The organism is Pararhizobium polonicum (assembly GCF_001687365.1).
Lineage (GTDB): Bacteria > Pseudomonadota > Alphaproteobacteria > Rhizobiales > Rhizobiaceae > Pararhizobium > Pararhizobium polonicum.
In genome coordinates, this window is the sequence record NZ_LGLV01000022.1 from 35010 (window position 1) to 54063 (window position 19054).

General features: G+C 57.8%; 16 protein-coding genes and 3 pseudogenes. 7 read left to right on the plus strand and 12 right to left on the minus strand.

What is annotated here, in order from left to right; genetic code table 11:
* Nucleotides 1–4 precede the first annotated feature (4 nt).
* Together ADU59_RS28030 and ADU59_RS28035 are read right to left on the minus strand one after the other, a co-directional pair.
* Nucleotides 5–1018, minus strand: coding sequence for an alpha/beta hydrolase (locus tag ADU59_RS28030; protein ID WP_068958901.1), 1014 nt, complete (start codon nt 1016–1018; stop codon nt 5–7).
* A 25-nt stretch (nt 1019–1043) separates the two neighbouring features.
* Nucleotides 1044–2342 (minus strand): MFS transporter, encoded by a 1299-nt coding sequence (locus ADU59_RS28035; protein WP_068958903.1) that lies wholly within the window; start codon nt 2340–2342, stop codon nt 1044–1046.
* A gap of 241 nt (nt 2343–2583) precedes the next feature.
* On the opposite strand from ADU59_RS28035, the gene ADU59_RS28040 reads away from it, so the two are divergent.
* Nucleotides 2584–3666 carry a LacI family DNA-binding transcriptional regulator gene (locus ADU59_RS28040; RefSeq protein ID WP_068958905.1) on the plus strand — a complete coding sequence of 361 codons (1083 nt, stop codon included), beginning with the start codon at nt 2584–2586 and terminating at the stop codon, nt 3664–3666.
* A gap of 139 nt (nt 3667–3805) precedes the next feature.
* Here the strand turns inward: ADU59_RS28040 and ADU59_RS28045 are convergent, their stop codons facing one another.
* From ADU59_RS28045 to ADU59_RS28065, 5 genes are all read right to left on the minus strand, one after another.
* Entirely contained in the window at nt 3806–5143 is a 1338-nt protein-coding gene (locus tag ADU59_RS28045) for an LLM class flavin-dependent oxidoreductase (RefSeq protein WP_202970087.1), read from the minus strand.
* A gap of 125 nt (nt 5144–5268) precedes the next feature.
* Entirely contained in the window at nt 5269–6180 is a 912-nt protein-coding gene (locus ADU59_RS28050) for an ABC transporter substrate-binding protein (protein ID WP_068958908.1), read from the minus strand.
* A gap of 163 nt (nt 6181–6343) precedes the next feature.
* On the minus strand, nt 6344–7021 hold the full coding sequence (locus ADU59_RS28055) for an ABC transporter permease (protein ID WP_244506533.1): 678 nt from the start codon (nt 7019–7021) through the stop codon (nt 6344–6346).
* Nucleotides 7018–7662, minus strand: coding sequence for an ABC transporter permease (locus tag ADU59_RS28060; protein ID WP_068958912.1), 645 nt, complete (start codon nt 7660–7662; stop codon nt 7018–7020). Before ADU59_RS28060 ends, ADU59_RS28055 begins: the two co-directional genes overlap by 4 nt.
* Nucleotides 7659–8774, minus strand: coding sequence for an ABC transporter ATP-binding protein (locus tag ADU59_RS28065; RefSeq protein WP_068958914.1), 1116 nt, complete (start codon nt 8772–8774; stop codon nt 7659–7661). The genes ADU59_RS28060 and ADU59_RS28065 overlap by 4 nt, the downstream gene beginning before the upstream one ends.
* 561 nt (nt 8775–9335) lie before the next feature.
* Here ADU59_RS28065 and ADU59_RS29820 point away from each other — a divergent pair.
* The 4 genes and pseudogenes from ADU59_RS29820 to ADU59_RS28085 form a co-directional block, all read left to right on the plus strand.
* Nucleotides 9336–9455: pseudogene (locus ADU59_RS29820) on the plus strand (transposase); the annotation flags it as partial.
* A gap of 21 nt (nt 9456–9476) precedes the next feature.
* Nucleotides 9477–9776 (plus strand): annotated as a pseudogene (locus tag ADU59_RS29825) (transposase domain-containing protein); the annotation flags it as partial.
* A pseudogene (locus ADU59_RS28075) lies at nt 9743–10473 on the plus strand (IS1595 family transposase); the annotation flags it as partial. The pseudogenes ADU59_RS29825 and ADU59_RS28075, both read left to right, overlap by 34 nt.
* 520 nt (nt 10474–10993) lie before the next feature.
* Nucleotides 10994–11356 (plus strand): transposase, encoded by a 363-nt coding sequence (locus tag ADU59_RS28085; protein WP_068958920.1) that lies wholly within the window; start codon nt 10994–10996, stop codon nt 11354–11356.
* 195 nt (nt 11357–11551) lie between these two features.
* Here ADU59_RS28085 and ADU59_RS28090 read toward each other — a convergent pair whose 3' ends face one another.
* Nucleotides 11552–12430 carry a LysR family transcriptional regulator gene (locus ADU59_RS28090; RefSeq protein WP_068958922.1) on the minus strand — a complete coding sequence of 293 codons (879 nt, stop codon included), beginning with the start codon at nt 12428–12430 and terminating at the stop codon, nt 11552–11554.
* Nucleotides 12431–12540: 110 nt separating this feature from the next.
* Between ADU59_RS28090 and ADU59_RS28095 the strand changes: the two genes are divergently transcribed.
* Both ADU59_RS28095 and ADU59_RS28100 read left to right on the plus strand, forming a co-directional pair.
* Nucleotides 12541–13173: a DsbA family protein gene (locus ADU59_RS28095; protein WP_068958924.1), complete on the plus strand. Its 633-nt coding sequence runs from the start codon at nt 12541–12543 to the stop codon at nt 13171–13173.
* 70 nt (nt 13174–13243) lie between these two features.
* Nucleotides 13244–14146 carry an MBL fold metallo-hydrolase gene (locus ADU59_RS28100; protein WP_068958926.1) on the plus strand — a complete coding sequence of 301 codons (903 nt, stop codon included), beginning with the start codon at nt 13244–13246 and terminating at the stop codon, nt 14144–14146.
* A 332-nt stretch (nt 14147–14478) separates the two neighbouring features.
* Here ADU59_RS28100 and ADU59_RS28105 read toward each other — a convergent pair whose 3' ends face one another.
* The 4 genes from ADU59_RS28105 to ADU59_RS28120 all read right to left on the minus strand — a co-directional run bounded on the left by ADU59_RS28105 (nt 14479) and on the right by ADU59_RS28120 (nt 19051).
* Nucleotides 14479–15255, minus strand: coding sequence for an SDR family oxidoreductase (locus tag ADU59_RS28105; protein ID WP_068958928.1), 777 nt, complete (start codon nt 15253–15255; stop codon nt 14479–14481).
* 16 nt (nt 15256–15271) lie between these two features.
* Nucleotides 15272–16420: a galactonate dehydratase gene (dgoD, locus tag ADU59_RS28110; protein ID WP_068958930.1), complete on the minus strand. Its 1149-nt coding sequence runs from the start codon at nt 16418–16420 to the stop codon at nt 15272–15274.
* Between the two features lie 67 nt (nt 16421–16487).
* Nucleotides 16488–18116: a GMC family oxidoreductase gene (locus tag ADU59_RS28115; protein WP_068958932.1), complete on the minus strand. Its 1629-nt coding sequence runs from the start codon at nt 18114–18116 to the stop codon at nt 16488–16490.
* A 32-nt stretch (nt 18117–18148) separates the two neighbouring features.
* Complete coding sequence (locus ADU59_RS28120) at nt 18149–19051, minus strand: aldose 1-epimerase (protein WP_068958934.1); 903 nt, start codon at nt 19049–19051, stop codon at nt 18149–18151.
* Nucleotides 19052–19054: the final 3 nt, after the last annotated feature.

The window sequence follows — 19054 nt, forward strand, 5'->3', positions numbered from 1 at the left end:
GCCTTTACAGGCTTGAACTATCGGTGATGCCTTTTAAGAGGAATTGTTCGGCGCGCGTGTTGGCCGCGATTGATAGTGCGCTCGGTAACATTGTGAAACCGTGGGCTCCGCCAGGGAAAACAGCAAGCTCCGCACGGTTCCCTGCCGCTATCCACCTTGCGTGCATGAAGAGCGTGTCATCTAGGAGGGGGTCACAAGTCCCAACGGTGAACAACGCTTGCGGCAACCCGCGGAGATCCGCGTAAAGCGGAGAGATCGCTTCATCCCTCGGATCCATATCGTTTGGAAGAAAACCGTCTACGAAATGTTGGAGGTCCTTGGTTCGCATCACAAGGCGTGTCTCATCACCGTATGCGCGAGCGCTGGGGCTCAACCCAAGGTCATAGCATCCATAGACGAGGTTTGCTGCGTGGAATCCGCCAAAGCCGTCAACGTCGCGCATCCTTAGCAGCGTGAGCACTGCAAGATGCGCCCCGGCAGATTCTCCGCCTATCGTTAGGACATCGGTACCAAACTCGTGCATGGAATGCTCAGCCAGCCAACTGGCCGCTGCCTCGCAGTCGTCCGCGGCCGCGGGGTACGGGTGCTCCGGGGCAAGACGATATTCGACACTAACGCAAATCATGCCGGTCGTGTCAGCCAGACGCTCTAACGCCGGGTCCTGGAGGTCTGCGGCGCCGACCGTCCATCCCCCACCATGAATATAAAGATAAATGCCCGTAGGCCGCCTTTGTGAACCTGCTGGATAGATGATGCGAAGAGGCACGGATATTCCATCTCGGCCTGAGACAGTCCTCATCTGTATATCCGGTCGCTTTTCAAGGCTGTACCAACCTTCCCTGCGTACACGTGCTGCACGAGCAGCGGGTGCGCCTACCTCCCAGAACGGCGGTGCGTCTTTCAGCTTTTCGATGATGGCGAGATTGAGGGCCTTTGTTTCCAAGTCGATGGCTTCCGGTTTGAAAGCCTCGCAATCCAGCGCTCCATCCAAATTCAGAGAACTCTTCGTAGCAGTCATGTGCACCTCCACTCCGTTAATCTTTTTATTGCTGTGTAAGCTCGGGCGTCGGGACGGTCTCGCGAGGCTGATCATCCGCGTAGCGACGGATCGAAGCCTGTACAGCGAAAACCATCCCTGCCGCCCACATCAGCGCGGCTCCAAGAAACAGCATCGGCATGGTCGTACTTCCGGTGATATCTCGAATCCACGGGACCACATTCTGCGCGATGAATCCTCCAAGGTTTCCGACTGAATTGATTGCCGCCAGACCTGCCGCAGCCGCCGGGCCTGTCAGGAATTTCGACGGAAGGGTCCAGACAATAGGCAAAGCACCTTGAATGCCAGCTGCTGCAAGGCATAAGAGTACGAAGCTCGCTGTATGATCCGGGACGTAAACGCTCAAGACCAGACATATGGCCGCAAAGAGCGTAGGCACTACAATGAAAGGCGTCTCGCTTTTATATCTCGCAGCCATCCTGGGGATCACAAGCATCGCGACCGCGACAAGCAGCCAGGGAATGCCATTAAGCAGACCATTAACGCTGTTCGAAAACCCGAACTCTTTCAATATAGTGGGGAGCCAATAACTGAGACCGTACGCTCCCAAGGGATACGCCATAAAGAAAATTGCCATCAGCAGCACTCGAGAGTCGAGAAGTGTCTTAAACAGTTTCCCATGAGCAACCTTGTTTAGGCGCGCATCCTCATCGACCAAGCTCTGCTGCAACCAGCGTTTCTCAGCGTCCGTGAGAAACGGAGCCTTGTGTGGACTGTCGTGAAAGAAGAAATACATTACCGCAGCCATAATAACCGCTGGTGCGCCGGTCACAAGAAACACCCACTGCCAACCCCGCAATCCGAGCAGCCCATCGAGGTCGAGCAGCATGCCACCAACTGGCGCAACGACGGCGCTCGCGATCACTGGATAGATCATGAATGATGCCATCATCCGCCCACGATGCTTGAGCGGAAACCATTTGGTCGCCAAGTAGAGAACTCCTGGGAAGAAGCCCGCCTCGCACGCGCCGAGAAGAAACCTGAGCAGGTAGAACATTGCTGCGTTCTGCGTGTATGCCATCGCGATGCTGACGGCACCCCATGACAACATTATCCTGGCGAGCCAGATGCGCGCCCCTACCCGTTCCAAGATGATGTTACTCGGTATCTCGAAGATCAGATAACCAATGAAAAACAGGGAAGCGCCTAGACCGTAGGCGGATTCTGACAACCCGAGGTCGCCTACCATTTGCAGTTTTGCGAAAGCAACATTCTGTCGGTCGATGTAAGCGATGAGATATCCGATACCAATAAACGGAATCAAATGTCTACCGACCTTCCTCATCAGTACGGCGTCATCAATAACACCCTCAGCTTTAGGTACACAAGTCAATCTACCCTCCCAAGGCACACGCAAGACCGTGCCGCACCTTGTTCAGGGCGGCTGATCAAAAAACTCGTTTGTGGAACTTCCCTACAATCGCGGGACATCCTCCTCCGGATGCGATCCGCCACTATATAGAAACCGTAGCGACCAATAATGTTAACGTCAACATCTAAATCTCGACCTCATTTCGGGAAATAGTTTGATCACGTTTCTTTTGTCGCTATCGATTGCGGCTGGGCAAAACGGGACGGAGAAACAATTGACAAGGAAAGCTACGATCAAGGACGTCGCGCGCGCCGCTGGAGTGTCGGACATGACAGTCAGTCGCGCCGCCAATCGGCCTGAGAGCGTTAGCGTGGAGACACGAGGCAAGATCTTCGATGCGATGGAGAGCTTGGGATACAAGCCCAACGCCTTAGCCAGATCAATGCGCCGTCGCAGCACTCATCAGATAGGGTACCTGACCGCGGATCTGACCATCACACCGAATGCGATTATGGCTCAATCGGCCGGCCAGACTTTCGCCGAAGCCGGCTACAGACAGATCATCGCGATCTCCAATGGGCAATTGGAACTGGAACACAAGTTTCTGGAGCAATTTCAAAGTGGGATTGTAGATGGGATGATCCCCATGATTTCCGATGAGAGCTCGCAAAAGACGGTCGATTTGCTCCAAAACTGCGGGGTTCCGATCGTGGCAATAGATCGCGATCTACCTTTTACCGTAGATGCTGTTCTATCAGACCATAGGGCGCCTATGATAAAGGCGGTTAAATACTTGCACGACATTGGTCATCGAGATATCGCGCTACTATGTTCGCCCCAGACGATGCGGCCGGGGCGCATTCGATCGGCCGCGTTCGTTGAGGCTGCTCAACAACTGGGGCACACTGATCCGGAAGCAAGAGTTTTTTCGATGCCGCAGCGTCCTGAAGAAGCATTTGCCGCTACACAATTCCTGCTTTCGCGTGCGGACCGCCCCACGGCATTGATCGCCGCGGCCAATCAGTTAACGTTTGGAGTTCTCCAGGCGATTCAGTCACTTGGGATGTCGATACCCTGCGACGTGTCGGTTATTGGTGCGGATGATACCATTGTTTCGCCGTTGTTTCGGCCCGCCCTCACAATGATCAGCCGCGACTTGGTTGAGATTGGAAAGGCTGCAGCGGGCCTTCTGATTGAACGACTTCGGCAGCCCGAAACTGCTGTAGGGCGCATTTTGATGCTTGGATCAGATGTCGTCTTAAGGGACTCGTGTAGCTCGCCGCAAAAAAAGAAATAGAAAAATGACCTTCCAAATGTTGACGTTAACATGGCGTAGTTAATTGCCTTCTCTGCGTTGAGGTAGCTCCTTTGAGCCCGGGCTGCTGACAAGATGATGCGAAGCCGATAGCGTCCGCAATCGTAGCATGGCCGCCAGCCTAGTGACGATTAATGTGGTTTGCGGGCCGCGGCAGCTGCAACCGGTCGCGGAATGTACCCTCTTCATACTCGGTGCGGAAAAGACCTCTACGCTGGAGCTCGGGGACGACGGACCGGGCGAAATTGACCCAATCGTCTGGCAGCAACGGAAACATCAGATTGAAGCCGTCAGCAACGCCGGATGTAAACCAGGCCTCCATTTGATCGGCGACGTCTGTAACTGTCCCCGACACCATCGGCACAGACCCAGTATTGGCGATCTTGCGCGCAAGCTGCCGGATCGTTACAGCATTGCTCGTCTCGCTTTTCACAATGTTGAGCCAAGTTCGCCAGCCGTCGAACTTGGCCTCATCCGGCAGCTCCGGCATAGGTCCATCGATCGGATAGGCAGAAAGATCCATCGCGGACCAGCTCGACAAGAGATCGAGGCTGACGCGATCGATCATAAGCTCTTCGAGAGCGGCCTGTCGTTCCTCCGCCTCTTGGCGTGAAGATGCTACCACGGGAAGGATGCCCGGCAGCAGCAGAAAGCTTTCAGGCCCCCTTCCCTTCTTTACGAGACGTTCGTCGATGTCGGTCCGGTACCGCCTTCCTTCGTCCTCATTGCGAAACACTGCGAAGTGAATGTCGGCGTGATCCGTAGCCAATTCCCTGCCTGCCTCCGAGGAGCCTGCCTGCACGATAAGCGGATGTCCCTGTGGAGACCGCGCGACGTTCAGAGGGCCCCGGACTTTGAAATGGGTCCCGGAATGATTGAGATAGTGAATCTTCGAAGGGTCTGCGAAATACCCGCTTTCCTTATTGATCAGGAGGGCCCCGTCCTCCCAGCTGTCCCAAAGCCTGGTGACGACATCGAGGAACTCATCGGCGCGTTGGTAGCGAGTCGCATGGTTGATATTCGCGCTCAAGCCGTAGTTTCTTGCCTCCTCTTCCAGCGCAGAGGTAACGACATTCCAAGCCACGCGCCCCTTCGAAAGATGATCCAGGGAGGCAAATGTCCGAGCGATGTTATAAGGTTCATTGTACGACGTCGATGCCGTTACGATGAAGCCGATCTTCTTCGTCACCGCGGACAGGGCGCCAACAAGTGAAAGCGGTTCCAGTCGTGCATTGGCATAGTGGGCTACCCCACTTTCGAAAGTGTCCCAGATTCCCAGATGGTCGGCTATGAAGATTGTGTCGATCTTTGCCTCCTCCGCGACCTCCGCCAGTCTCCGGTAGTAGTCCAGGTCGAATATCTCCCGGCCGGGGGCTGCCGGATGCCTCCACGAAAGCCGGTGATCTCCCTGCGGGTTGTAAAAGAACGCAGAAAGAACCATGTGCTGGCGTCTTGGCATATCGAATCCTTGCAAAACAATTTTTGGCGCCTGGCGTTCGAAGGGGACTCGATCTGGCTGGCGGCAGTCGGAGGAAAATCAAAGCAGTAAGATCGGGCCCGTTGTCGAGCCCGACCGAGTTTAGGTCAGTTCAGCTTGTGCGCCTTCAACCAATCTCCGGCGATTGCATCGTAGCTGTCATGTGCGTTGATCCGCGCATTCATGTCGATAAGATCGTCGGTGGTAAGCGCGGCAGAAACAGCGTCCAGGGCCGCCGTGATGTCCTTTGTGACCTTCGCGGACGATATCAGCGGAAGGATGTTCTGAGAGGGGAACTGATTGAGCGGGTCAGCCAGCGTGACAAGCTTGTGGGACTTTAGTGCCGGATCTGTGGAGAACCCGCAGCCCACCTGGATCTGGCCATTGATGAGAGCGGAAAGTACCAGCGGGCCGCATACGTCCAGGGTCTTATAGGACTTGAACTTGACGCCGTAGTTCTTCTCGAATCCGGGAACGCCGTCGGGTCTTACCTTCCACTCGGGCGGTCCACCCAGCACCCAATCCTTGGCATGGGCCTTCAGATCGCCGATGGACTTCAGCCCGTATTTCTCCGCGTTGGCCTGTGTTACGGTGACGGTGTTGGTATCCTGCGCCGACGATGCAGAAAGTATCTGCACGCCTCTCGGCAATGCCGTTTTCAACGCAGCCAGAACGTCATCGGTAGAGTTCTGGGTGGAGTTCTTGTCGAGATAGCGCAGCACGGCGCCGCCATACTCCGGTATCAGATCGATGGAGCCGTCCTTCAATGCGGGAAAATACACCTCGCGGCTGCCGATATTCGGATGAATTTCGACTTTTACTCCCTTCGCGGCCAGCGCCTTCGCATAGATGGTGGCGAGTATCTGGCTCTCCGGAAAATCCGCGGAACCGACAATGATCGTCGATCTTTCCGTGGTGGCAGCGTCGCCTGCGAGCGGATCGTTTTGGGCGAATGCCGACGAAGCGGCGAGTGCTAGAAGCGTGGCTGTCAATGCAGCCATCAGGGTACGCAATCTCATCAGTTTTCCTTCTTACATAAAATACTAAATTTATCGAATGAATATAGACTGGTACTGTGGCCTTACAGGAACTTCTGTTTAGTGGAAACGGCTTCCGTAAAACGGATACGGCGAAATGAAGCCGGGATGAGACAAAGTTTTCTCTTTCACAAGCGAGGTCGCTTCAGCCGATCCGGCGGAGCCCACGAGACACCATCAGCCGGGCCACGACGCTGATTAAAAAATCGACCAATATCACCAGAACGCCCACCATGACCGCGCCGGCGACCATTTGGCCGTAATCGCTTTGGGCGCGTCCGTCGATGATCAGCCGGCCAAGACCGCCGAGGGAGGCGTAAGCCGCAATGGTCGCAGTGGAGATGACCTGCAGCGTCGCATTCCGGAGACCTGAGAAGATGAATGGCAGCGCGCAGGGAATTTCGACCTGAAAAACGATGCCGAGGGGCCGGTAGCCCATGCCACGTGCGGCATCGACAGCCGCGGGATCGACTGCGGCGATACCGGCATAAGTCGTCGTCATGATCGGCGGCACGGCAAGAAGAACGAGAACAATGAGGCTTGGCAGCTCGAAAGCCAGGTCCGAGGTGAAGAGCGGACCGCAAAGAATGACGAGAAGAACCAGGATGCCGAGGCTTGGAAGAGCTCTCAAGGCGTTCGCCAGACCGACGACCAGAGTCACCCCGCGTCGTGTATGGCCAACATAGAGGCCAATGGGAAAGCCGATCACGCCGGCAATCAACAGGGTGACAAGCGTATACTCAAGATGTTGACCGCATAGGGCGAGGATGCCGTCGGAGCCTCCCCACCTTGCGGGATCGAATAGGTATCCGAAAAACTTCACGTGCGGCTCCGGTTCCATGGAGAAAGCCGATAGCCGGCCCATACAACTGCAAGGTCCAGAAGCACGGCGAGGACGATGCACAAAACGATGCCCGTAACAATGGGCGTCAGGAAGCGGAGCTGCAGTCCCTGTGTAAAGAGACTTCCGAGCTGCGGCGTGCCTATCAGCGCCGCGACCGATACGATGCTTACATTCGATACCACCGCCACCCTGAGGCCAGCCGTGATGGCGGGAACGGCAAGCGGCAGTTCGACGGTAAGAAACCTTGCGACCGGCCGGTAGCCCATCGCCGTTGCGGCCTGCAACGTATCCGGAGAGACAGTCGAAAGGCCATCTGCAACCGTTCTGACCAGCATCGCCAAGGCGTAGATCGTCAGGGCAACCACGACGTTGAGGGGATCGAGAATGCGCGTGTGCAATAGAAGCGGCAAAAGGACAAAGAGAGCCAGAGACGGTATTGTATAGAAAAGTCCCGCGAAACCGAGCCAGAACGGACGCATGAAGCCGGAGCGGTGGGCCAGCCATCCGAGCGGGATCGCCATCACCAAACTGATGAGCACGGGCACGACGGAAAGACCGAGATGCCACAGGAGCAGGTTGGCGATCGACCCAGATTCACCGATGATCCACTCAAGGTTCACGATTGTGCCTCTGCCCAGTCGCGCGCCCGGCCGTCTTCGAGAACTGCCGAAACGCTGGCAAGCGTGGCTGTTCCGAGCAGGCGCCCATCTGCATCAGTGACCACGCCGCGGCCCGACGGCGAACTCAGTACAGCATCGAGAACCGCTCGCAATGGATCGCCTTGCGCTGTAACGGTACCACTCAGATTGAGCTGGTCATGCCTAACCTGCTTGAACGGCCTGTCAAGATCAACCCAGCCTAAAGGCCGACCATGATCGTCGACGGCAAGAACCCAGCGACCGAGAGCCGCTCCTCTGGCCTCCTCAACCGGCGCCCCCAGGCGAACCGTCGGCTCCGCAGCGAGGCGAACCCCTTCCGCCGTCCCCGCAAAGCCGAGAAATCGATAGCCGCGATCCCTTCCTACGAAGTCCGCCACGAAATTGTCGGCCGGCTGAGCCAGCAGTTGACGCGGTGTCGCGACTTGGGCAAGGGTACCCCCGTTCCGCAGCACGGCAACCTGGTCGCCCAATTTCAGCGCTTCGTCGATATCATGGGTTACCATGATGATCGTCTTTCCAATCTCCTGCTGAAGCCGGAGGAACTCGTCTTGCAACTGGGTACGGACAACCGGATCCACCGCGCTGAAGGGCTCGTCCATGAGCATGAACTGTGGATCGGACGCAAGGGCTCGTGCCACGCCAACACGCTGCTGCTGCCCGCCGGACAATTGCCAAGGGTATCGATCTGCAAAGTCGCCGGTCAATCCAACCCGTTCAAGCAACTCTCGTGCCGTCGCCAATGCCTTGGACTTGGTGGCGCCATTCAGTCTGGCTGTGGTGGCGATGTTTTCAACTACCGTTCGATGCGGAAACAGCCCGGCGTTCTGGATGACATAGCCAATTCGGCGACGAAGCGTCACGACATCCATTCTCGCGGACGGCTCGCCACCGATAGAGATCGATCCCGAAGAAGGAAGGATTAGCCTGTTGATCATGCGAAGGGCCGTCGTCTTCCCGCATCCAGATGGACCGACCAGCACCGTCAGCTTGCCAGTAGGAGCTGTCAGAGACAGGCCGTTCACACCGACAGTTCCATCTGCGAACCGCTTTACGACATTCTCAAAGACGATCATGGGTCATTCCGTTTGATTGAGGCACGAAGCTTCTAGATTCCTGGACATCAGACGCGCTCCCCCAATCAAGCTGCGGCCGTACTCTCGATAAAACCTCCTCCACACGATAGCTCGGCGCGATCACGCTGATGGCTGCGATGATCTGCCCGCCACGCCTGTACACTGGTGCAGCGAGCTGTCTTACGAATTGAGCAGTCTCCAGTGTACCAAAAAACCGGGAGACCGCACCGAAACATCCGAGAAGCTCGAAAACGCGGTCTATGAACGGTTGCCCTTTCATGCGCGGTTTGTTCCAGTTCCAGGGCCTCTGGCTCATTCCGCGCTCATCGTGCTCTCCACGGCCAATAGGCTGTTGCACTACATGATGCGTTGAAACTTCGCGTGGAAGCCACTTCTCAATTCTGGTGGCTTAGCGAAATATCTTTCTTTTACATACCTCGCACACCGAGGTTGTCATGCTGTGGCCTTGATGCATCACAGGGTGCTCTGATCCCCAAAAACTGACCGTTCATAACTGGAGTTTTCCGCGTTAATTTCCCGGCAGAGAAAAGGAGCGGAAACATGAAGGCATCGAAGTTTTCGGACGCGCAGAAAGCGTTCATTTTGAAGCAGGGCGACGACGGCGTTCCGGTAGCCGAGATGTGCCGCAAGGCGGGGATCAGCCAGGCGACATATTTCAATTGACGCAAGAAGTATGCGGGTCGGTATGCCATCTCGCGTCGATACATCTTCGAGCGCTTCCTGACCGACGGCCGCGTCGAGCTCGATTCGAACATTGTTGAGCGGGCAATCAGACCCCAGGCCATCACCAGAGAAAATAGCCTCTTTGCTGGAAGCGACGGCGGAGCAGAGAACTGAGCGACCATCGCCTCGCTGCTGCAAACGGCAAAAATGAATGCTGTCGATCCCCAAGTTTGGCTTAGCCAGACGCTTGAGCGTCTCGCAAACGGATGGTCCAGCAACGAAATCGCCGCCCTCATGCCGTGGAACTACAAGCCCTGAGCGGCCTCAGCTTGCCGCTTACCGAAAACATGCTCGATGGCGTGGTAGAGATTGCCCCTCTCTATCTCGGTGGCAAGCCACGAAAGCATCCCGATGATCCATTGCTCGGAAGAGGCCGCAAGGGGCAAGCGAAAATGCAGAAGGCGCCGGTCGTGGCGATTGTTCAACGACCAACAGATGTCACCCCGGGTTCCGCCGCGGGCGATGCTCGCGCCGCCGTCATTACCGGCCTTTCATAGCGTGCTGCCGTAGGTGCGATTGTGCCACAAGTTAAGCTTCAGGCACATTTGATGAGTGACGAGGCAAAGGCATTCATGGCTATTGGCGAGAGCTTTGCCGCCCATGAGACGGTCAACCACACCAGCTGCGAATATGTCCGTGATACCGTCCACGTCAATTCAGTCGAAGGGTTCAATGCTCGGGGCCGCCGAACCATCGCAGGTGTCTTTCATCGCATCGGCCCGGAACCTGCCGACCCATATTTCCATGAAATCGGCTTTCGCTGGTCCCAGCGCATTGCCACCGGCCAAGCTGTACGAAAAAGCCGAAATGGCAGGGAAAGCATAAAAACCCTTTGGTCGCGGGTACCGCCGTCGCTGCAATTGCTGCAAGTGTTCCGCGCAGCTACCGGCCGTCAGATGCGCAGAAGCCCGGATGGCGGCATCATCATCAAATCGGCGTAGCTGTCTTTGGTTGATAAAGGCCGCGTACGATTCCGCACTGCTCTTGTTCCGCCCCCTATTCGGGGACAACGCCTTGCGAAAGCAGGCGTGGCACTACGCCCGTTCTATCGCATCCACGGCCGATGCGACCTCGGAAGGCTCCAACAACGAAAACGCCCCGTTGTTGGTTACATTATCTAGTGTCGGGTGCGCCCGCCAGGCGCCACCAACATTGCCTTCGCTACTCGCAGCCCCTGAGCTTGAACCTGCCGCGCGGCTGGCTCTGCCGTCCACTCCTCCGAGCCGGGCTCCTCGGCCGTTTCCACGGCAATCTCCTCCTGAGATAGGACTGGTTGCAGATCGGGGGATACCGCGGGATCGTCCGCTAGGGCAACATGACTCACGTCCTGGAGCGCAGTCCGGACGCCTGCGAGGACATGGACGAGGAGGGTGGCCTGCCCGCGGACCTGGTGCAAATTGGAGTGAACCCCTCGGGCTGGACCACGGGGTACGAAACAACTGATACGCTCTGTGGGCCTCGACCGGAGAAGGCTCATGACGTCCCAAGGACCATATCGACGGCATTTGACGCCGTTCAAGCTGCAGCTTTGCCAGGATATTCGAAACGGTGTCACTGGACGGCGCGACGCGCAACGTACTAGCGGCGTTTCGGCCAGCCATATCCAATTGCAGTTGACGCAGTTCGACCGCGGCGAACTGAACGATGAAGAGGCAGAGGCGAGCGTCATCGCCGAATATGAGGCGCAGATCGCGGCGCTGGAACGCCAAGTCGGCCAGCTCACGATGGAGTTGGACCTCGTTAAAAAAACTCTGCGCCAGCCAATCGCCGGCAGCAACGAGAACTCCTCCATCGTCACCGGCCCGCGGCCTGCTCCATCCGACGGGCGTGCAAGATAATCGACCTCCCGAGAAGCAGCTACTAGTACCGCTCCACAGCAAGGGCTTTGAATCTCGATGCCACCCACCCACCTGCGGCGCGCCCCGGGAGCACCCGCTCGGCGCTGATGACCGGGCGTGCCGGACGGTCATTTGCTGGATTCGTGTCGGGCCGAGCGCCGCATGCCATCAAAATTACTTCCATACAGCCCACCGCTATTCGGTCAACATCGCAACGAAGGCCGAAACTTTAGGGGGACGAAACCGGGCCGCTGGATAAACGACATGAATGCCGCCGGATGGAAGGGACCAGTCCCGCAGCAACCGCACCAATCCGCCCGTTGCTATATGCTCGTCGGCCAGGAAGTCAGGCAGCACGGACACGCCTCCTTGCGCAATTGTGGCCACGAGAACTGCAGGCGTAGAGTTGGTCATGATACTCTGCCGCATCCGTACAATGCGCCGGTCAAAATCAGGTCGGCTGAAGCGCCACAGGAGAGGCTCCTTTAGCGCAAGGTTGGCGATGAAGGGCAGGCCTGAAACATCTTCCGGCTCGGTCAGTCCAGTCAGGTCCACGAGACCCGGTGCCGCGACGAGAAGCTGCCTGAATGTGCCGATCCGCTTTGCCTGATGGCTGGAATCATCAAGCCATCCGACGCGAATGGACAGATCGATGTGCTCGGCAACCAGATCCGCCCGAGCATCATCCAGCAGCAACTCGATTTTGCAGGCGGGATATCGCTGCGTAAACGCGGCGGCGATTGGAGCGATCCTGCTGACACCGTAGTCATTGGGCGCGGCAATTCGCAGCACCCCCTCCGGCGAAGCATTGGAACGGGTGACCTCGCCGATGGCGTCGTGCGCTTCCCGCAAGATCGATGCGCAACGGGCATAGAAAAGCAGGCCGGCTTCGGTTGGCTCGACGCGCCGCGTCGTGCGCAGAAGCAGACTCGTCTTCAGCTCTTCCTCCAGCCGGGCCACCTGCTGGCTGACAACGGTCTTGGTAATCCCAAGCCTGCGTGCGGCCTTCGTGAACGAACCGGCGTCAACAACGGCCGCGAAATAGGCGAGCCGGTTGAGATTGAAGTGTTCCATTCGCGCCGCCCCATTGTAAGCTTTTGACATACATTCTGTAAAGTTTAGCGCAGCTTCACTTCCAATGGAAGTCAGCTAGGTTATGGACATCAGCAAGAGGATGCCTCGCCATGCAGATTACTTACCTTTTCGATCCGCTATGCGGCTGGTGCTATGGCGCAGTTCCGACGCTCGAAAAAATCGCGAAGCTCGAGGGCGTCAGGATCGAACTCGCGCCGACCGGCCTCTTCGCCGGCCAAGGCGCGCGATCGATGGACGATCGATTTGCAGCTTTTGCCTGGCAAAACGATCAGCGGATCGGTCAGCTTACAGGGCAGGTTTTTAGCCAAGCCTATCGCGACCGCATTCTTGGCGGCGTGGGCAGCATGTTTGACTCGGCGGCCGCAACTCTCGGCATTGTCGCCGTGGGAATGACACAGAAGGACAGGGAGCGCGAGGCGCTGACAGTCCTCCAGGCCGCGCGTTATATCGACGGACGCAACAATTCGGACATTGCTATCGTGGCCGATACTCTCGATAAGGCCAGTTTCTCAGAGGCCGCGGCTCGCCTGCTCGCTCCCGACGACGCCTTGTTCGCCGCCTACCGCAACCGGATTGAAAAAGCCCGGAGTCTTATGACGGAATTCCGCCTTGACGGCGTTCCGGCGCTTCTCGTGGGCGATGACGAAAAGCGGCGCCAGCTGAGAAGCGACGTCCTCTACGGCGACTTCGATCGGCTCACAGCCGAACTGCGCGCAGCCTGATCTACCGGTTTCGGCCGGTCATTCCACCGCACGTGATCGCCTATGCGATCGACACCTATGGGAGACAACAATGCACTTGAGGAGAGATATCATGAAAACCGCACTTATAGCCGGCTTTAGCGCCGCTTTCGCTCCGGCGGGTCTCGGCAATGCCGCTGGATCGAAACTGTCGTGGAAGCACTTCCCTGCAGGGCAGAATGGGTTTTTCCGCGCGCCCGTTCTGCTTTCGGGCGCCAGCGAAGCGCTGCTGATTGATGGCGGTTTTACCTATCCAGACGGCCGCGCGCTGGCCGACGCCATCAAGGCGACGGGAAAGAAGCTGACCGCCGTTTATATCAGCCAGTCGGATCCTGATTATTATTTCGGCCTGAAGCCTGTTCTTGAAGCCTTCCCCGATACGAAGGTTCTGGCCGCTTCCGACACAATTACCGCCATCAAGGGCAATGTTGAGAAGAAGCTCTCGGTATGGGGGCCGCAACTCAAGGAGAACGGTCCGCAGACGCTTTCCGACATTGTCATACCGGAAGCCTTCGACGCTCCAGGCCTCACGGTCGAGGGCGAGACAGTCGAGATCGTCGCCTCCGAAGCAGGACTGACCAACCGCCGCTATCTGTTCGTGCCGGCGCTGAACGCCGTCTTTGGCGGTGTCATGATCTTCTCCGGCGTCCATGTCTGGACCACAGACACGCAGACGCAAGAGCAGCGCGCGGCATGGATCGCGACCCTCGACAAGATCAGCGCCCGCACGCCGGCGGTTGTGGTGCCAGGTCACATGACCCCGGAAGGATCGACCGATCTGACCGCCGTCGATCATACCAGAAGCTATCTGCTCGCATTTGAGGAAGAAGTCGCCAAGGCAGCCAACGCCGCGGCCCTCAAGGCTGCCATGGAGGCTCGTTTTCCGGGGCTCGGCATGGGCGTGGCTCTCGATATCGGTTCCAAAGTCGCCAAGGGCGAAATGAAATGGAGCTGAGATAGAGATCGAAACAATTCGGAGGACCCGTGAAAGGTCCTCCGAAGATCACAGGCATAGGTTCCTCGCCGGGTCAAGAACGGCAAGATTGCCGAACCCGTCAACAGGAGGTCAACGGACTGAACAGGAGGCCGAACAGTGTCTCAATGCGCTTGACGAGGACCGCCGGTCTTCCTCGTCCCCGCTTTCTAGTGGTGAGCCTATTGGAAGCCATACGCGGACAGGCGGTTGATGCAGGAAGCCGCCCCGTAGCCTGTCTGTGATTTTCTCGAAGGCTGCCAACCCAGTTGACCCGGTCGTCCAACAGGGCCTTCGTGGTATTTACGCATCCATTAGCTATGCTGCAGAACGCTCAACCCACCGTCGATGGTCAGGCAGGTGGCATTCATGAATGGGCACTCGTCGGAGATCATGAAAATAGCGGCGAGCGCGATTTCTTCCGGTGAGGCGATGCGGCCGCCGGGATGAAGTTTCATCGTCTCGTTCTTAGCGGCGATCGGGTCCGGAAAACTGTTCCAGTAGTCGATGACCTTCTGGGTCGAGACATAACCGGGTGCCAGCGCATTTACACGAACACCTTGTGCCGCATATTCGAGGCCCAGCGACTTCGTCATACCCAGCAGCGCATGCTTGGCGAGCGGATACGGGAACGTATGCGGAATAATGGTGAAGGCATGAGTCGAAGCGATGTTCAGGATAGCGCCGCCGCCGGCTGCTATGATTCCCGGCAGCACCGCCTTGGTGCAATTCCACGCACCCTTGAGGTTGATGTCGAAACAGCGGTGCCATTCCTCTTCGCTGGTTTCCAGCGGCTCATGAAAGACATTGACGCCGGCGTTGTTGATCAGGGCATTGAGCGGTCCGATCTCAACTGCCGCCTGCTCCACCGCCGCCGCAATCGTATGAGCATCCGTGATACTGGCGACCGAAAAGCCAACCTTGGCCCCCGATAGCCGCAGCATGTCGACCTCCGCTTCCAGGATGTCCCCCTCGAGATCAACGAGGAGCAGGCTCGCGCCTTCCTTCGCGCAGGCCTTCGCAATAGCAAGGCCGATGCCCTGCGCCGCACCGGTGATCATGATCCGCTTGCCCTTCAGACGGTCCGTCATGCTCTGGCCTCCTGTCTCACCACTCTGCAAAGCTGCCGTCTTCATGACGCCAGATCGGATTGCGCCAGCGGTGACCTTCCTTGGCTCGTTCGATCACGTAGGCCTCATCAACCTCGATGCCAAGACCGGGACCCTGCGGGATCGAGACGTAGCCGTCGGCATAGTGGAAGACGTCCTTATTGGAGATATAATCGAGGATATCGTTGCTCTTGTTGTAGTGGATGCCGAGGCTCTGTTCCTGGATGAAGGCGTTGTAGCTGACGGCGTCGATCTGCAGGCAGGCGGCCAGCGCAATCGGGCCGAGCGGGCAATGAGGCGCCAGCGCCACATCATAGGCTTCGGCCATCGCCGCAATCTTGCGGCATTCGGTAATACCGCCGGCATGGGAAAGATCCGGCTGGATGATATCGACGAAGCCGTCGGAGAGAACCTGCTTGAAATCCCAGCGCGAATAGAGCCGTTCACCAAGCGCGATCGGCGTTCCGGTATGATTGACGATGTCGCGCAAGGCTTCCTTGTTTTCCGATAGAACCGGTTCTTCGATGAACATCAGCTTGTAGGGATCGAGTTCCTTGGCCAGAACCTTGGCCATTGGTTTGTGGACGCGGCCGTGAAAATCGACGCCAATTCCAATATAGGGCCCCACCGCCTCGCGGATGGTGGCGATGGTCTGGACGGCCTTTTCGACTTTCTCCCAGCTATCGACGATCTGCATTTCTTCACAGCCGTTGAGCTTGATAGCCTTGAAACCGCGGGAGACCACATCGCGGGCGTTGTTGGCGACATCGGCCGGGCGATCGCCGCCGATCCAGGAATAGACCTTGATCTTGTCGCGCACCTGGCCGCCGAGCAGAGAATGGATCGGTGCCCCAAGCGCCTTGCCCTTGATGTCCCAGAGCGCCTGGTCGATGCCGGAAATGGCGCTCATATGCACGGCGCCGCCGCGATAGAAGCCACCGCGATACATGACGTTCCAGTGATCCTCGATCAGGAACGGATCTTTTCCGATTAGATAGTCTTCCAGTTCATGAACCGCAGCCTGCACAGTCAGGGCACGACCTTCGACCACCGGCTCGCCCCAGCCGACAATGCCTTCATCGGTCTCAATCTTCAGAAACAACCAGCGCGGTGGAACGATGTAGGTGGTGAGCTTGGTAATTTTCATCGGGTCATGCCTTCTGGCTGAGCGCAAACTGGATTGAGACGAAGCGGGGACCAGGCATTAACGCGGCCTACGCAAGAATGAGATCGGCGGCCTTTGCGGCAGCACCGAGAACCGCGGCATTGGTGTTACCGCTGACGATGGTGGGCATGATCGAAGCGTCTATGACGCGCAGACGATCGACGCCGCGAACTTTCAAGTCTGGTGTCAGGACGGCTTCCGGATCCCTATCATGCCCCATCCTGCAGGTGCCGACGGGATGATAACCGGTCTTCACGGTGCGGCGGCAATGATCGGCGATTGCCTCGTCGCTGGTCACGTCGATGCCAGGGAAAATTTCCCTGTCGATCAACTCGCGCATCGGCGATGCTGCAAGAACCGTTCGGGCGAATCGGAAGCTGGCGATGGTCAGACGCAGGTCGTCCGGATGCGTAAAAATTTGCGTATCGACGATGGGATTGGCAAAGGGGTCGCTCGAGGCGAGCGTGACACTACCGCGGGCCTTGGGACGCAACAGCAACGAATTGATGGTAACGCCATCACCGGGATCGGTGCCCATCACGTCCCGGTCGAGATAGACGGTGGGCACGCAGAACATCTGGATCGTCGGTTCCGCATTGTTGCCGTCGGGATCGTAGAAAGCGCATGTCTCCACGCCTGTCGTCGTAGCCGGTCCCGATTTGAACAGCAGGTATTGCAACCCGGCCTTGATCATCGGCCAGCCGCGATCGGCTCCATAATAGCCGAACGAACCCTTGGTCGTGGCGACCACCGGGCACTCGTAGTGATCCTGCAGGTTCTGGCCGACGCCGGGTAGCGAAACCGCCGTCTGAATGCCGTGGCGGGACAGTTCTTCCTCCGGACCGATGCCGGAGAGCATCATGATTTTCGGCGTCTGATAGGCCCCCGCCGCCAGAATGACTTCGACGCCGGCGGTGGCGGTCTTTTTCGAGCCGTTCTGCATGTAGTCGACGCCAACGGCTCTGCCATTTTCCAGAACGAGACGCGTGACAGTCGCCCCGGTTTCGATCGTCAAGAGTGGATCGTTCATGACGGGAGCGAGAAACGCATCGACCGCACTGCAGCGGCGGCGGGTCTGCCAATCGATCGTATGCTGCATGAAGCCGACGCCGAACTGTTCGGCGCCATTGAAATCCGGGTTATAGGGAATGCCCATGCCCTGCAGGGTTTTGACATAGGTGCGTGTCATCGGGCTGGTGTGGCCGAGATCCGAAATCTTCAGCGGCCCACCAACCCCATGGAATTCGCCGCCGAGATGATCATTGTCTTCCTGCGCCTTGAAATAGGGCAGGATATCCCGATACGACCACGCGCCATCGTTGTTTGTGCCCGGCTCCGTCACCGCCTCGTTCCAGCGATCGTAATCAGCCGCCTGCCCGCGCATGTAGACCATGGCGTTGACGGTGCTGCCGCCACCCAGAACCTTGCCCTGTGGAACGATCGGACCGCGGCCATTCAGTTGCTCCTGCGGCTTGGTCTGGTGCATGGACAGATAGGTATCCTTGGCGAGAAACTTCATGTAGCCCGCCGGGAAATGCATGATCGGGTTGGCCTTGCGAGGCCCCCGCTCCAGCACCAGAACACGCGCCTTGCCGTCGCGCACGAGACGCGCGGCAACAACGCAGGCCGAGCTGCCGCCGCCGACGATAATATAGTCGTATGCCGTCCGTTGGGACATGTCCTATTCTCCAACCGCACTGGCGGTAAATGCTACTGGTCTACCCAGGCAGACGGTTTCATGTGGATGCTGCCCATAAGCGTTTCCCCGGGTTCAAGCACTGTCAAATCCCCGAGACCCGGCATGTTGTGGCCGTCTGCCAGATGCGACATCGGTTCGAAACAGAAATAGTCCCGCTGGAAAGCCGGATCGAAACTGGTGTCGGATACGAAAACGAAAGCATGGCGAAACAGCGGATCGGCCGTCAGGGAAAGCCGCGCGTTGCGCTCCGGCCAGACAATCTGCGCCTCACCACACCAATCCTCAAAGCCATTATTGACCCAGCGATGGGGCAGGCCGAGCGGATCGCTGAAGTCGACATCCGCCGGAATGTCCGTTGCCTCACCCGGCAGCCAGCCGTCCACTTCCGTCCAGTATTTTCGCGCCGGTGCGAGCAACGTGGTCTTCGGCGTCATCGGAAAATAGGGGTGCCACCCAAGCCCGAAAGGAAGCACGTCTTCCCCGTTGTTGGTGACAGACAGCGTCAACGTGAAGCCGTCATCCTGCAACACGAAACGCTGGGTCGCCGCATAGCTGTAGGGTGTCTTTTGACTGGCTGCGTTATTAAACGAAAGATCGAGCGAACCGGCCGTCTTTTGCGCGACAGTCCAATCGGCCTGCCAGCCTTCGCCATGCAGGTAGTGCCTGTCCCAAGCAGTATTCGCCTGGAAGTGATAGTCGCGGCCGCGAAAACTGAAACGATTGTCCCGAACACGATTACCGAAAGGCACCAGTGGATAACAGCCAGATGCCAAGGCGCCGGCGTCGTCGCCAGGGGCTTCGCGTAGAAGCGGTACCCGGCCTTCGTCCCTCCCCCACCAGAAGCCGAGGACGATACCGCCCTTGGTGGATATGCGGGCAGAAAGCTTTTCGCTGCTGAGATCGACAACGGTCACGGC